Consider the following 14,496-nt stretch of genomic DNA (forward strand, 5'->3'; position numbering starts at 1 on the left):
TTGGGCCTGAATTTCACCACTGTTTGGCGGATTAACCATCAATCCTGCGCAAAGACGTCAAAATACGTGATTCTAAACGAGGATGCTGCCCGGCATCAGACGTTGCTATTCGACTGTTCAAAAAGCTAAAGAGCGGGTTGTTTTAACTTGAGCACCGCTTTTAAACCGCCCAGCTGGCTGCGCGAAAGCGAGAGTTTCCCCTGATAGCTGTGTGACATCTCACTGACGATATTGAGGCCAAGCCCGGTACCCGGTTGAGTTTCATCCAACCGAACTCCGCGTTTGACTGCGTTGTCTAAGTCTTCATCTTTGATTCCTGGACCATCGTCTTCAACACAGATTTCGACCCACTTCTTGTCAACTACGCGGCTGTGGACCCGAATCAAGGAACAGGCCCACTTATAACTGTTTTCCAACAGGTTACCGATCATTTCATCAAAGTCGGTGGTGTCGACGGCGACTTCCAGCTCAGAATCAAGTTCGTTTACCAAGACAATTTCACGCTCGGCATACACTTTATCAAAAGCCATTGAAATGGCGTCGACACGTTCGCTGGGGTTTGCTTTTACCGCCAGAATGTTTGCAGAACCTGCCATTCGCGCGCGCCCGAGGTGGTAGTCAATTTGCTTTTGAATTTGATCAATGGGCAGTTGCAGCTTTTCACGCTGATCAGACGGCAGCGTTTCTATCTCGTTTTTCAGGACGGAAAGTGGCGTTTTCAACGCATGCGACAGGTTACCGGCATGGTTGCGAGCTCGCTCTAAAAGCTCCTGATAGTGAAACAACAACGCATTGAGGTCGTTCACCAACGGTGAAATCTCTTTTGGATAAGCTTCGTCCAATCCCGATTGTTCGCCTTTTCGTAGGGCGACCAACTCTTTTTGCATTTTGCCCAGTGGCCACAGCGACCAGGAAATTTGCGCGGCAATCAGCACCAGTACACCGACAAACAACAAACCGAGTATGACCCAAAGTTGGCTGACCACCTGTTTGAGGGTATCCATGATTGGGGCTTCATCGACACCGACAAAAATCGTAATTGGGTTTGAGAACTCCGGCAGATAGACGGTGCGGGTGAGGATCACTAAGGGTTCATCTTTTGCACCCAGGTAGGTCGTCTTGAGACCATGTTCATGTTTGGTCAGCGATTTGTCCCACAACGAACGAGAACGCAATTCCTGATCGCCGACGCTGGCTGTCCAGTAAAGCCCGCTATAGGGTTGGTAAAAGCGTGGATCGGATAAGCGGATGGCAAGGCTCAGGCCGCCGCGGTCGTTGGCCTCAAGGTTGGCGGTGATTTCATCCATGGAAAGTCGAAGCTGGTTCTGAACGTCAGACACCAAATACTCTTTTACCAGACTTGGAATGATATAGCCTGCTGCGAGAATCATCGCGCCGAGCCATAAGGTCGCCGCCAATAACAGACGACTTTTCAGACTGAGGCGTTTGAACGGCGACTCTCTATTCGGCATACAACTGATACCCTAAACCACGGACGGTTTTAATGATGTTCGGTGCGATTTTCTTGCGGATTCGGCCGATGAAAACCTCAATGGTATTTGAGTCGCGATCAAAATCTTGCTTGTAAATGTGCTCAACCAGCTCAGTGCGGGAAATGACTTTCTCTGGGTTATGCATAAAATAGGCGACCACTTTATATTCCAACGCGGTGAGGTTGACGGCTTGTCCGCGCCACATCACTTTCGATGTGCGAGTATCCAGACTTAAATCGCCAATTTGCATCACGGGTGAAGCGTTCCCTGAAGCGCGGCGCAGTTGTGCACGAATGCGGGCGATGAGTTCCACCATTTCAAACGGTTTGGTGAGGTAATCGTCGGCGCCTGCGTTTAGACCTTCAACGCGCTGAGTTAAGGTATCGCGCGCACTGAGAATCACCACTGGCGTGTTGATGTTTTCATCTCGAATACCTTTGAGAACGGTTAACCCGTCTAACTTAGGTAAACCAAGGTCGAGCACGATCACATCCCACTCTTCAGACGTTGCGCGGTAAAGAGCATCAATCCCATCCTGCGATAATTCGGGTACCCAGCCAGTTTGCTCTAGTGACTCAATGATCTGTTCACCCAAACGCGCGTCGTCTTCCACTACCAGTATTTTCATGATGTTTCTCTATTTTTTGATGACATCGAGGACGTTACGTCCACGAATAGACATTAGCTCAAGGGTGGTGGCGTTGTATTCCACACGAATCACTTTATTGTCATAAACCAGTTTGAGTTCGTAGATCCATTCATCGTCATCCTCATCCAGTTCGACTTTAATCACGCGGCCATTTAACTGCTTATCAATGGTGGCGTAGAGTTCGGAAAAAGGACGAATTTTACCCTGACGAACCGCTTCATACACTTCGTCCTGATCTTCATCGATTTTAACGTGGGCGCCTTCTTTATAGGCGTCTTGAATCAGTTCGTGCGAGGCATCGTGGTCAGCGAGTGCTGGCAGAGAGAGGCTACTGAAAAGAGCAAGACATGCGAATGCTTTCATGTGTTGATTCAACATATTAGCTACCTGTTAAGTCACATGCCGTCAGTATATAAAAATGAAAATGAATAGAAAGTGAATCAACTACTTTACGCTGATTAACTCAGTTCATCCTCAAAGATTTTGTCGCGCATTTTCCAGAAGCGACCGACTTTACGGGCTATTACGAACTGGGGCGGGCGGAAGCGATGTTGATTATTCACCACTTTGCTTGGCGATGCTTCATCAAATGGACGATGTTTGTCGGCCAGATGAGGGCGCACAAAGCGCTCTTTGAACGTGGCTTTTTGTTTCGCTGTCGTCAACGACCAGAACTCGTGCACCTGTGCGTTGTTGTCACCGCGATAGGTCACTTTGAGCTGGGATTTGCCTTTGTCATCTTTCAGTACGGACAGATCCATGTCGAGGCACTCAAACACCAGCGCGTCTTTCAGATTTAGTGCTTCTTTGAGCTTTTTGTCCGGGTCGACCAGCGTCGCATCGCATTCATGACAAATTCGCGCGGCGATGTCGTTGTCTGCGCCGCACTCGCCGCAGTATTTGGCGCGAAAGCGGTAACCACAGTGTTCGCGCTCGCCAGTCTCTTCATCAGTAAAGTAGCCCTGACAGCGGCGGCCGTAGTGTTCTATCAAAAAACCGTTGTTGTCGAGCTTGCCCCAAAAGTTATTGTTAAAGCCGCAGGCCGGGCAGGGGATGGTGATGATTTCGCTGTCGGAATCCGGCTTGGGGTCGCCTACCTCCGGCTGATACAGATCGTAGGTGTTCCCCGCATAGTCGAGCACCAAACATTCGGTTTTCCCCGGAGAAAGGCGCAGGCCACGACCAACAATTTGTTGATACAAGCTGACCGATTCCGTCGGGCGCAAAATAGCAATCAGATCGACGTGCGGTGCGTCAAAACCAGTGGTCAGTACGGATACGTTAACCAGAAACTTCAAATCACGCTGCTTAAAGCGCTGAATAATGGCGTCACGTTCCGGTGACGGCGTATCACCAATCACGATGTCGGATTCGCCTTGTGGCAGTAAGCCCAATATTTCCTGTGCATGGCGCACGGTAGCGGCAAACACCATCACGCCCTGTTTATCGGCGGCGAGCTGAATGATCTGCTGAACAATCTGCGGTGTCGCGCGTTTCGATTGTTCAATCACCAAATCCATTTCAGATTCTTTGTAGCGGCCGGTGTTGGCAGGCTTGAGCTGCGAAAAGTCGTAACTCAGCACGGGGGCGTCGATAAGGCGCGCTGGAGTAAGGAATCCTTCATCCAACAGGTAGCGGATCGGTAGTTCAAAGATACAATCGCGGAAAAAACGTGGCTCTTCGCTGCGCACCAGACCGCGGGTGTGATACTGATAAATCCAACCCATTCCCAATCGATATGGCGTAGCAGTCAGACCTAATACTTTCATTCCCGGATTGAGTTCCAGCAGGTGAGTGATGACTTTTTGATAGCTGCTGCTTTTGTCATCCGGCACGCGGTGACATTCGTCGATGACCAGCAATGAAAACTGGTTTTTGAATGCGTCGAGGTTGCGAACGACCGACTGCACCGAAGCAAACACCACTTGCTGATCGGTTTCTTTGCGGCCAAGGCCTGCCGAGAAGATGGCACCTTTGAGGCCATAACCTTCGTATTTCGCGTGGTTTTGCTCGACCAGTTCTTTAACGTGTGCCAGCACAAGAACTCGACCTTTTGCCAGGCGCGCTAATTCGGCGATCACCAAACTTTTTCCCGCGCCTGTGGGAAGCACGATGACGGCAGGAGTGGAGTGTTGGCGGAAGTAGTGGATGACCGCTTTGACGGAATCTGCTTGATAAGGACGAAGTGTGTACATGCTGGCCGGCGATAATTTCTGTGAAATAGCTCAACTATTTAGTGTCAGCTCGCTATAATACCCGACTTGAAGCAGATGAGGTATTCATGCGTTTAGATAAATTCTTGTGTGATGCGCTGGGCAGCACGCGAAAAGAAGCCACTCAGATTCTGAAAAGTGGTGATGTTACCGTCGATGGTAAGGTTCAGAAAAGCGGTTCAGTACAAGTGACGGACGACTCCGTGGTGGTATGGCAGGATCGTGAGCTTTCGCTGACAGGGCCGCGCTACATTATGTTGTATAAGCCGGAAGGATTTGTCTGCTCACATGAAGACGGTTTTAATCACACGGCGTTTGTTTTGCTCGATGGAGTGAATATGCGAGGCCTGCATTTTGCCGGGCGTCTGGACGTGGATACCACGGGGCTGGTGCTGATCACCGATGATGGACAGTGGTCACATCGAATTACGTCACCAAAACACAAGTGCGACAAAACCTATCGCGTTTGGCTGGCTGATCCTGTGCAGGCTGATTACGCCGAGAAACTGGCGAATGGAATTGAGCTGCGTAACGAACGTGAAATGACTCTGCCAGCGCAAATGGAACTGGTTAATGCAGACGAAAATGAAGTACTGCTGACCATTCACGAAGGTAAATACCATCAGGTGAAACGTATGTTTGCCGCGCTGGGCAATAAAGTCGTGGGTCTGCACCGTGAGCGTGTCGGTGACATCGTATTGGATGAGGCCTTGGAACCGGGTGAATACCGCTATCTGACCGAAGAAGAAGTGGCGTCTATCTGGAAGTAATTGACGACTCTGTCAGGAAATAAAATGTAATTTAGGAAATAGTTTGTTTCCTAATAAGAACTAGAAGTTTGCGCGTATTTCCCTAATCTGTGGCGCGTTTACTAAACTATCCTAAGTGCGGCACCTTGTTGTCGCACTTCGTATTTATATCAGAGCGGAGATTTATGACCTCTAATACTGCATCCCCCCAACACGATGCTTCGAAGATCGGTTTTCTGTTGTTTGTGGTTCTTGGCGCGATAGGTGCGTTAACCCCTTTAGCGATCGACATGTATCTGCCAGCGATGCCAGCGATCGCCCGAGATCTCGGTGCCAGTGCTGGTGCGGTTCAAATTACGCTGACGGCTTATACCGCCGGTTTTGCTATCGGCCAACTTTTGCATGGTCCTTTAGCTGATAGCTACGGACGTCGTCCTGTTATGCTGTGCGGTGTCTTCCTGTTTGCGGTGGCTTCAATGGTCAGCGCGACGACCAATGGTATTGATGCTTTAACCACCGTTCGTGCGGCGCAAGGTTTTGCCGGTGCGGCGGCGGCGGTTGTCATTCAGGCCGTGGTGCGTGATATGTTCGATCGAGAGGATTTTGCGCGAGCGATGTCGTTTGTGACTCTGGTGGTGACGTTGGCTCCACTGGTTGCCCCGATGATTGGTGGGCATTTGGCGGTGTGGTTCGGTTGGCGTTCCATTTTCTGGGCGTTGGCGATTTTCTCTGCGCTCGTGATTGCCATGGTGTTCTGGAAAATTCCGGAAACATTGTCGGCAGACAACCGTCAACCTCTGCATTTCAGAAGTACGATTAAAAACTACCTTCAGCTGTGTCGCAACGGTGAGGCGATGGGGCTGATCTTCTCGGGTGCTTTTTCATTTGCTGGTATGTTTGCATTCCTAACCGCAGGTTCGTTTGTCTATATCGATCTGTATGGTGTGACACCGAATGAGTTTGGTTACTTGTTTGGCCTGAACATTGTCGCGATGATCGCCATGACGAGCTTAAATGGCCGCTTCGTGAAGAAAGTCGGTTCGCATGCGATGCTGCGTTTCGGCCTGTTCATTCAGTTATTGGCCGGTATTGGCCTGTTTGTCGGCTGGATGCTGGATGCTGGTCTGTGGGGCACGGTGCCTTTTGTCGTGCTGTTTGTCGGCACAATCTCAACCATTGGTAGTAACTCGATGGGTTTGCTGTTGAGTGGCTACCCTCGTATGGCGGGGACAGCATCGTCACTGGCGGGTACACTGCGTTTTGGTACCGGCTCTGTGATTGGCGCTGTGGTTGCTGCAATGCCAAGCGGCGTTGCGTGGCCAATGATTTTCGTTATGGCCGGATGTTCGGTATTATCGGTCGGTTTTTATTGGACCTTAGGAAGAAAAGCGTAGTGTCAGACTATTACTTGGAAATTCAGAATGTCGTGAACTCGGCATTGGCAGAGTTAGACGCTGAACATCGTTCAGGCAAACTGGTGAACGCACCAGTGGCCAACAATCACTTTTTAGTGCATTGGGTTACCAAGGCATTGAAGAGCCAACGTTTTCATCGCTGTGTGGTCGACGACTTAACGCGCTGGCAGAAAGCGGGCCGTTCAAAAGGCAATCAGTCGGAATTGCTGTTTACCTTTAAACGCATCTCTGGCTATTACGCGTCGTTTTTTAGCGGTGAACGTGACAACACCATCACTGATAAAAAAGTTGAGCAGTTTCTCGATAGCATGGAGCAGGACGGATGGGAAATCTCGACGTCTGAGCCGTTAGTCGATTGCGGTAAAGTGCAGATCTTTACTGACGGTCAGAACTCACTGGCACTGTGTTCCGTGCAATGTGAATCGTGCTTTGACGGTGTGTTGCTGGTTAAACCGATGAGCTGGTTTGTGCGCGGTTTCCATGCCGGATTTGTCGAGAAAGCTGCGGCAGCCGGATTTATGCTTCACAAGCGTACCGATTACAAATCGAACGTCAAATATCATGGTGAGTACCTGATTTACCCAGGCAACATGGGACAGCAGGTGGCAGAAATTCCGCTGTCGTTCAAAGCGGACTGATCGCTGGCAGTGAAATCGTATTGATAAGGCTCTGATGTTCAGAGCCTTTTTTGTTGCGCCTTTTTCACGATGGCTTTCACCATACCGTTAAAGATGAACAGATGGGCGGGCATCATGGCGAACCAATACAACAAGCCAAGGAATCCCTGCGGGTGCCACCATGCGGTTACATTGAGCTCGCGTCTGCCTTCAATTTCCTTAATCGTAAATTCTAGGCGGCCAAGCCCCGGGCCTTTCATACCAAAGAACAGTGACAAAAAACGATTGGGTTCGCTACGGATGACTTTCCACGAGTCAATGAAATCACCCACTTGCAGCTCTGGACCCGGCGGGCTGCGACGAACGGGTTTGCCGCCGCCAAAGAATAGATCGAGCCATTCACGGGTGCGCCATAGTACATTGGCAAAGAAGTAACCTTCTTCACGGCTGCCGATGGTGCGGATGACGGCCCACAACTGGTGCGCGCTAACCTCGGTGGTGATGGTTGCGCCCGCCTGTTTAGGATAATAGCCAAACCCCGGCTGCCAACGATTCAGTGCGCCCGGATCAAAGCCCCAGACTTCACTGCGTACAAAGGTGCCTTCTTGCTCAATAGTGCGTTTCGCCGCGTCAAAGTAGCGGATTAACGGTTGCGGATAGCGTTGCTGAATCTCACTCGAGTTAGCTACATAGTCATGCTCCAACCCCGCCAGAAGGGCGCGGCCAATGCTCGAAGGCACCGACGTGACTAAACCAAGCCAATACGAAGCCATACGCGGAGTCAGCAGGGAAGTAGACCACAAACGAAAGGGTTTACCAGCCAGTTCACAGATCACGCGAAACTGATCACGATAGGTAAGGGTATCGGGTCCTCCCGCTTCAAACAGTTGATGGCCCGTGGGAGATTCCTGTGCCAGTTTAAGCAAATAGTGATTGAGGTTCGCCAGCGCAATCGGATTGGCTTTGGAATCAACCCATTTCGGCGCGATCAATACGGGAAGGTTGTAGACGAAATCGCGCATGATTTCAAAAGCAGCTGAGCCAGGACCGATGATCACACCCGCACGCAGTTCAGTGACCGGAACCTTGGATTGACGCAGAATATCACCGGTTTCACGTCGGGCTTTGAGGTGCTCGGAGTTACCGGTTTGTGGTTGAAGCGCACTTAGATAAATAACGTGCTGAACCTGACTTTGATCGAGCGCGTTTTTAAAGTGGTGGGCGAGGGAGAGTTCGTAATCAACAAAGTCGTGCCCCTGAGCCATGCCATGGACCAGAAAAAATACCAGATCAAACTGTGGTACCAGCGTCAGTGTAGCGGCTTCATCCGCCAAGTCGAGGGGAGTGATGGTCAGGTTCGGGTGAGGCGCGGTGCGCATAGTGAGGTAGTCAGTATGGCGCGATGCTGCCGTGACCTCGTAACCTTCATCAAGGAGTTGTGGAAGCAATTGAGAACCTACGTAGCCAGAGGCTCCCAGCACTAGAACTTTCTTCATTCGTCGTCCCTTGAATGGAGTGGTGTGATTATGCGCATACGCGTATAATAGCTGCTCACTTTTCCCCTTGCTATCAAACTCTTGCCTTTGAGGTGGTCTGTTGTCTGTTGTCTCTCAAGTTTTACATTACACAAAGGGTGATTTTCTCCGCCGCTTAGTCGCGATTGCGCTGCCGATCAGTCTGCAAAGTATCATGTTTTCCAGCCGTGGTCTGGTGGATGTGCTGATGTTAGGCCAACTTGGGGAAGCCGAAATTGCGGCGGTGGGTGTTGCAGCTCGCGCCACCTTTGTGACCACTATTATGTTAGTCGGGGTCACGACGGGCGGTGCGCTACTTACCGCGCAGTACTGGGGAGCCGCCAATAAACAAGGGGTTCGGGAAAGCACCGCGCTCACCTGGCTGGTATCGATGTTCTTTGCCATGTTCACGGTGGCGCTGTTTCTGTTCTTCCCAACGCAGATCATGGGGCTGACAACTGATTCAGCACGGGTCAACGAGTTGGGTACAGAGTATCTGGTGATTACTTCATTCAGTATGTTCGCGGTTGCCTGTGTGAGCAGTATGGCTGTTGGACTGCGTGCGATGCACAAACCAGGTATCAGCACTTTCTTCAGTGGCATCGGCATTTTATCGAACGTATTTCTCAACTGGATTCTGATCTTCGGTAAGTTCGGCTTTCCGGCGATGGGAATTCAAGGGGCAGCGATTGCGACTCTGCTCAGTGGTTTTATTGAAGTTGTGACACTTTATGGCTATCTGTACGGCAAGCATCATCTGCTGGCATTCCATCTGGGTGATATGCGCGCGGTTCTGGTTTGGCACACTATCGCACGTTTTCTGAAGTTGTCTCTGCCGACCACATTTAACTTCCTGAGTTGGGCCGGAGGGCTGTTTGCTTACCACGCGATCATGGGGCAAACCGGTGTGCAGGGGCTCGCGGCACTATCGGTGATGACGCCGGTAGAGTCCATCTCACTCAGCCTGTTGATCGGTATGTCTAATGCGGCCGCTGTGCTGGTCGGGAACCAGCTGGGCGCGAAAAATTACGATGCGGTCTATTATCAGGCCATTGGCATTACGATATTGAGCTTTGTGGTCGGCATTGTTGTGGCGATGCTGCTGTTTGTGATACAGATTCCGATCCTGAACTCGTTTAGTGCTCTAACGGTTGAAACCCGCGAACTGGCAGAGAAATTCATCATGATTCTGAGTCTGGGTATCGTGTTGCGTTCGATCCCAATGACGGTGATCGTCGGGGTACTGCGTGCGGGCGGGGATGTGAAATTCTGCCTTGGGCAGGACATGATTGCCCAGTGGCTAATCGGTATTCCACTGGCGGCTTTCGCAGCAATTTACCTGAATGTGAAACCAGAGTGGATTTATCTGCTGTTTTTGACCGAAGAAGTCGTCAAATGGTTTGGCTCTTCCTGGCGTATGAAGAGCAAGAAGTGGATGCGGAATTTGATCGAAAACTAGACGTAAGGCGGTTTAATAATGCATTTTGGTGCATATTTTGTGATCTAATATCCAAAATACTTCCTACTGAAAGGGAATTAGTGTAGATTCTCAGTCCAATTTGAAACGACAGTGAGCGATTTGATGTTACAACTGAAAGACCTGTCCAAAGGCTATGTGGATGGTGATGAATTCCACCCTGTTTTACAGGGGGCGCAGTTGACGTTAAATCGTGGCGATCAGTTAGCATTGATGGGAGAAAGTGGCTCGGGTAAGAGTACACTGCTCAATTTGATTGCGGGGCTGGATACTGTCGATTCTGGTGAAATCTGGTTCCCCGATTTCGCGATGCACAATAACGCTGAACACAAACGTACCGCGTTTCGTCGTAATAATATTGGTCATATCTTTCAACAGTTTAACCTGTTGCCAACGCTGAATATCGCAGACAACATTCGTTTTTGCCGCCAACTGAAAGGCTTACCGGAAGATCCGGGCTTGTGGCGTCAGATTTTGTCAGCGCTGGATTTAATGCCGCTGCTTGGACGTTATCCGGAAGAAGTCTCCGGTGGTCAGCAGCAACGCGCAGCGATCGCCCGCGCTCTGTATATGGAGCCGACGTTGCTGCTCGCCGATGAACCGACAGGTAGCTTGGATGAGCGTAATGCAGAAGCAGTGATGCGTTTGCTGACGACGTTGGCAAGGCAACTGGATTGCACTCTGTTGCTAGTGACGCACAGTGAAAAAGTGGCGCAACACATGGAAGGTTGCATTCGTCTCCAGGGAGGACAACTTCATGTTATGGCCCGTAGTTAAAGCACTACTTGGGCATTACCGTCGCTACCCACTGCAAATTTTCTTAGTTTGGCTGGGCCTTACGCTCAGTGTCTCCTTATTAGTTGGTGTAACCGCGATTAACCAGCATGCTCGTCAAAGCTATGAGCATGGTGAAAAACTATTCTCAAATCCTCTTCCGTATCGCATTCGAACCAAACATATCGCCAACAAAATCCCACAGGGCTTTTATGTCCAGTTGCGCCGTGATGGCTTTAACCAGTGTGCTCCTTTCGATAGCTACCGTCTGACAACAAAATCCGGCACTGACATGACCTTGCTTGGCATCGACCCCGTGGCGATGCTGCCTCTGGGCAATGGCAAAACCCTCAGCGAAATGCATACGCTAACCTTGATGTCGCCGCCGTATCCGATCATGGTCAGTCAGGATTTTGCGTCGATTCAGGGCTGGTCTGATGGCGACTTTATTGAATTGGACGATGGCGCCAAGCTGGGCCCGGTACTGATTGACAATGACAACCTGATCAACGGCACGCGAGTGATTGCCGATTTGTCGTTGGTTCGCATGCTGAAAAAGAGCTCGGGTTTATCGGTGATTGCGTGCAGCGATATGCCCGCTGAGAAGCTTGAAGCCCTAAAGAATGCATTACCAAACGGCATGACGCTGGTTCGCAGCAGCCGTTCTGAACTGGAATCGTTAACCAATGCCTTCCACATGAACCTGACGGCGATGGCGATGCTGTCGTTTTTGGTTGGGTTATTCATCTTTTATCAGGCGATGTCGTTGTCACTGATTCAGCGCCAGCCACTGGTCGGCATACTGCGTCAGACCGGTGTTTCTGGCTGGCAACTGGCTAAAGCGCTGTCTCTTGAGCTGTTAGGTCTGGTGATTTTAAGCTGGTTGTGCGGCAATGCGTTTGGTCTGATTCTGGCGAATAAGTTGATCCCATCGGTATCGGCCAGTTTAGCCAATCTCTATGACGCGAATGTTGGCCTTTCAATTAGTTGGGATTGGTCATGGAGCAGCTACAGTCTGTTTCTGGCCACGTTTGGGGCTTTTGCCTCATGTGCCTGGCCACTCATTCGTTTGCTTAAATCTCAGCCGATCCGCCTGACGACACGTCTGTCACTGGTACGCTTTGCCGGATCGGAATTTACTCTGCAAGCGCTGGTAGCATGCGGCCTGTTTATCGCGGCACTGGCGGTTTATCAGGCGCCAAAATCCCAGTCTTCCGGTTTTGCAATTATTGCCTTGATGCTGTTGAGTGTGGCACTGATTACGCCGTTCCTTATCTGGAAAGTGTTTAACAGTTTTTCGTACACGCTGCGCTGGGTCAAAGTTCGCTGGTTTTTCGCGGATGCGGCCGCGAGCATGAGTTATCGCGGCGTGGCGACCATGGCCTTTATGCTGGCTATGGCGGCCAATATCGGCGTCGAAACCATGGTTGGCAGCTTCCGTGACACCACAGAGAAATGGTTGACGCAGCGACTGGCTGCTGACGTGTATCTCTATCCAACCAACAGCTCGGCATCAAGAATGAGTGATTGGCTGGTCAAACAACCGGAAGTCAAAGATGTTTGGTGGCGTTGGGAAAAAGATTTCTCTACCGACAAAGGTGTACTGCAAGTCGTCAGTACTGGAGCTTCGGATGGTGAACTTGATTCACTGACCGTCAAGCTGGGCGTGCCGAACTATTGGTACCATTTACATCATTCACGTGGGGTGATGATCAGCGAGTCAATGGCCATTAAATTGGGAATTCGCCCCGGTGATTATATTGATCTCTCGATGCCTCTGGGGCAGGGCTGGCTGGTGGTTGGCGTCTACTACGACTACGGAAACCCTTACAATCAGGTGCTGATGTCTCATCGCAACTGGCTGTATGCCTTTGCCGGAACGGGCAACGTTGCACTGGCCGTCAAACTGAAAGAAGGTATTCATGGTGAAGGGTTGAAAAAACGTCTGGATACCGTTTTCCGTTTGGATTCTGAACGTGTGTTCGACAACACGGGTATTCACAATCAGGCGATGCGCGTTTTTGACCGTACCTTTGCGATTGCCGGTACGCTGGGCAATATCACTCTCTTGATTGCAGTGTGCGGCATTTTCTTCGCCACGCTGGCTGGTGAAGTTTCTCGCCAACGACATATCTCTTTGCTGCGTTGCTTGGGGGTGTCTGGTAAAGAGTTGGTAGTGATTGGTGCGTTGCAGCTGTTTGTGTTTGGTGCCATCACGCTCATGATCGCGATGCCGCTCGGAATTGCATTGGCAAAACTGGTGGTGGACGTAGTGATTCGGCAATCATTTGGTTGGACAATTGAACTGCAATTGATCCCTGCTGCATATGCCCATACGGCTTTATGGTCGATGTTTGCGCTGATCATCGCAGGAGCACTGCCCGTTATTCGTTTGGTTAGGCAGCCAGCAATGAAGTCGTTAAGGGATGCGCTGTAATGATGACGATGAAAAAAGGCATGAGGTTAATTCTGGCGACGCTGTTTTTTGCGTTAGTCTTTTCTCTCGTTGGCTACTTGATGCGTGAGATTTATCTGTCGACGCAGTTACAATCGAGCAGCGATGAAATTCATGCGGCGTTGTCTTCACAGCAACATCAGGTTTATGAACCAGTTCTGCCCAATAAAGCGGTGATTCTGCCGGACGATTTTGCTTTCCACCCACAATTTCAGCATGAATGGTGGCACTTCTTTGCCAATGTTAAGGATGCCAGCGGTCAGCAATATGGTGTTCAGTGGAGCTATTTCCGTATTGCCAATGATGATCGAAACACCATTGGCTGGCAAAGCCCGCAACTGTATCTGTCGCATACCGTCATTTCCACTCGCGACCACGTTTGGCGAGAGCAACGAATGGCACGCGGTGGCATCGGTCAGGCTGGCATGAGTAATCAACCGTTTCGTCTTTGGATTGATAACTGGGACTGGCGCTCCTTAGGTAACGGACCGTTACCCGGATTGTTAAGTGTGGTCACTGACTCATTTGGTGTGTCGTTGCAAATGACGGCGTCCGGGCCTTATGTGCTGCCCGGCGACAAGGGTTATCAAACCAAACACGATCTGTTACCGGTTGCTTCATACAATGTGCAGGCACCGTTTATTCAGGTGCGTGGCGAGCTGCAGCTCAGTAAAAACTCAGCGCCAGTGAAAGTTGAAGGCTCTGCCTGGGTCAGTAAAGAGTGGGGCAGTGGCCTGTTGGCGGAAGGTCAGCAGGGCTGGGACTGGTTTGTTCTCAAGCTTGACAAGCAGACTACGCTGACGGTTAGCCGTTATCGTCATGCGCAGCAGTTGCCTTATGTGTTTGGCACTCTGGCAACCAATGACGGCAAAGTGATGTCACTGCGCGAATCGGATATCAACATTACACCTGTTCATCTGACGTCCTTAGCCAACGGTAAGATGGTTCCGTTGCAGTGGCATATTTCCATTCCGAGTAAAAACATTAACCTCACGACCAGTGTTTTAAATCAACATCTCTGGTTGCCTTTTGCCCTGCCGTACTGGGAGGGGCCTATCTATACCGTTGGTTCGCATAATGCGGAAGGTTTTATGCAGTTGACCGGCTATTAGTTTTTACTAACTAACCGATATTAAACGG

General features: G+C 50.4%; 12 protein-coding genes. 7 read left to right on the forward strand and 5 right to left on the reverse strand.

Annotated elements, in window-relative coordinates; genetic code table 11:
• Positions 1-125 precede the first annotated feature (125 nt).
• From DYA43_RS06200 to radD, 4 genes are all read right to left on the reverse strand, one after another.
• On the reverse strand, positions 126-1,472 hold the full coding sequence (locus tag DYA43_RS06200) for an ATP-binding protein (protein ID WP_061056449.1): 1,347 nt from the start codon (positions 1,470-1,472) through the stop codon (positions 126-128).
• Positions 1,462-2,121, reverse strand: coding sequence for a response regulator transcription factor (locus DYA43_RS06205; RefSeq protein ID WP_020330333.1), 660 nt, complete (start codon positions 2,119-2,121; stop codon positions 1,462-1,464). Before DYA43_RS06205 ends, DYA43_RS06200 begins: the two co-directional genes overlap by 11 nt.
• A gap of 9 nt (positions 2,122-2,130) precedes the next feature.
• On the reverse strand, positions 2,131-2,520 hold the full coding sequence (locus DYA43_RS06210; RefSeq protein ID WP_020330334.1) for a PepSY domain-containing protein: 390 nt from the start codon (positions 2,518-2,520) through the stop codon (positions 2,131-2,133).
• Between the two features lie 80 nt (positions 2,521-2,600).
• Entirely contained in the window at positions 2,601-4,337 is a 1,737-nt protein-coding gene (radD, locus tag DYA43_RS06215) for a DNA repair helicase RadD (RefSeq protein WP_055453661.1), read from the reverse strand.
• A gap of 86 nt (positions 4,338-4,423) precedes the next feature.
• On the opposite strand from radD, the gene rsuA reads away from it, so the two are divergent.
• The 3 genes from rsuA to DYA43_RS06230 all read left to right on the forward strand — a co-directional run bounded on the left by rsuA (position 4,424) and on the right by DYA43_RS06230 (position 7,157).
• Positions 4,424-5,125, forward strand: a complete 702-nt coding sequence (gene rsuA / locus DYA43_RS06220; RefSeq protein WP_061056450.1) for a 16S rRNA pseudouridine(516) synthase RsuA — start codon at positions 4,424-4,426, stop codon at positions 5,123-5,125.
• Positions 5,126-5,289: 164 nt separating this feature from the next.
• Positions 5,290-6,498, forward strand: coding sequence for a Bcr/CflA family multidrug efflux MFS transporter (locus tag DYA43_RS06225; protein WP_020330337.1), 1,209 nt, complete (start codon positions 5,290-5,292; stop codon positions 6,496-6,498).
• Positions 6,498-7,157 (forward strand): DUF2913 family protein, encoded by a 660-nt coding sequence (locus DYA43_RS06230; RefSeq protein ID WP_061056451.1) that lies wholly within the window; start codon positions 6,498-6,500, stop codon positions 7,155-7,157. The genes DYA43_RS06225 and DYA43_RS06230 overlap by 1 nt, the downstream gene beginning before the upstream one ends.
• Positions 7,158-7,195: 38 nt before the next feature.
• On the opposite strand, the gene DYA43_RS06235 is transcribed toward DYA43_RS06230, so the two are convergent.
• Entirely contained in the window at positions 7,196-8,632 is a 1,437-nt protein-coding gene (locus DYA43_RS06235; RefSeq protein ID WP_061056452.1) for a DUF2867 domain-containing protein, read from the reverse strand.
• 100 nt (positions 8,633-8,732) lie between these two features.
• On the opposite strand from DYA43_RS06235, the gene DYA43_RS06240 reads away from it, so the two are divergent.
• The 4 genes from DYA43_RS06240 to DYA43_RS06255 all read left to right on the forward strand — a co-directional run bounded on the left by DYA43_RS06240 (position 8,733) and on the right by DYA43_RS06255 (position 14,468).
• Positions 8,733-10,109: an MATE family efflux transporter gene (locus DYA43_RS06240; RefSeq protein ID WP_047457626.1), complete on the forward strand. Its 1,377-nt coding sequence runs from the start codon at positions 8,733-8,735 to the stop codon at positions 10,107-10,109.
• Positions 10,110-10,232: 123 nt separating this feature from the next.
• A complete protein-coding gene (locus DYA43_RS06245; RefSeq protein ID WP_020330341.1) occupies positions 10,233-10,904 on the forward strand; it encodes an ABC transporter ATP-binding protein in 672 nt (223 codons plus the stop codon).
• On the forward strand, positions 10,885-13,338 hold the full coding sequence (locus DYA43_RS06250) for an ABC transporter permease (RefSeq protein WP_062789260.1): 2,454 nt from the start codon (positions 10,885-10,887) through the stop codon (positions 13,336-13,338). The genes DYA43_RS06245 and DYA43_RS06250 overlap by 20 nt, the downstream gene beginning before the upstream one ends.
• Positions 13,338-14,468, forward strand: coding sequence for a lipocalin-like domain-containing protein (locus DYA43_RS06255; protein WP_055453658.1), 1,131 nt, complete (start codon positions 13,338-13,340; stop codon positions 14,466-14,468). Before DYA43_RS06250 ends, DYA43_RS06255 begins: the two co-directional genes overlap by 1 nt.
• Positions 14,469-14,496: the final 28 nt, after the last annotated feature.

The organism is Vibrio fluvialis (assembly GCF_900460245.1).
GTDB lineage: Bacteria > Pseudomonadota > Gammaproteobacteria > Enterobacterales > Vibrionaceae > Vibrio > Vibrio fluvialis.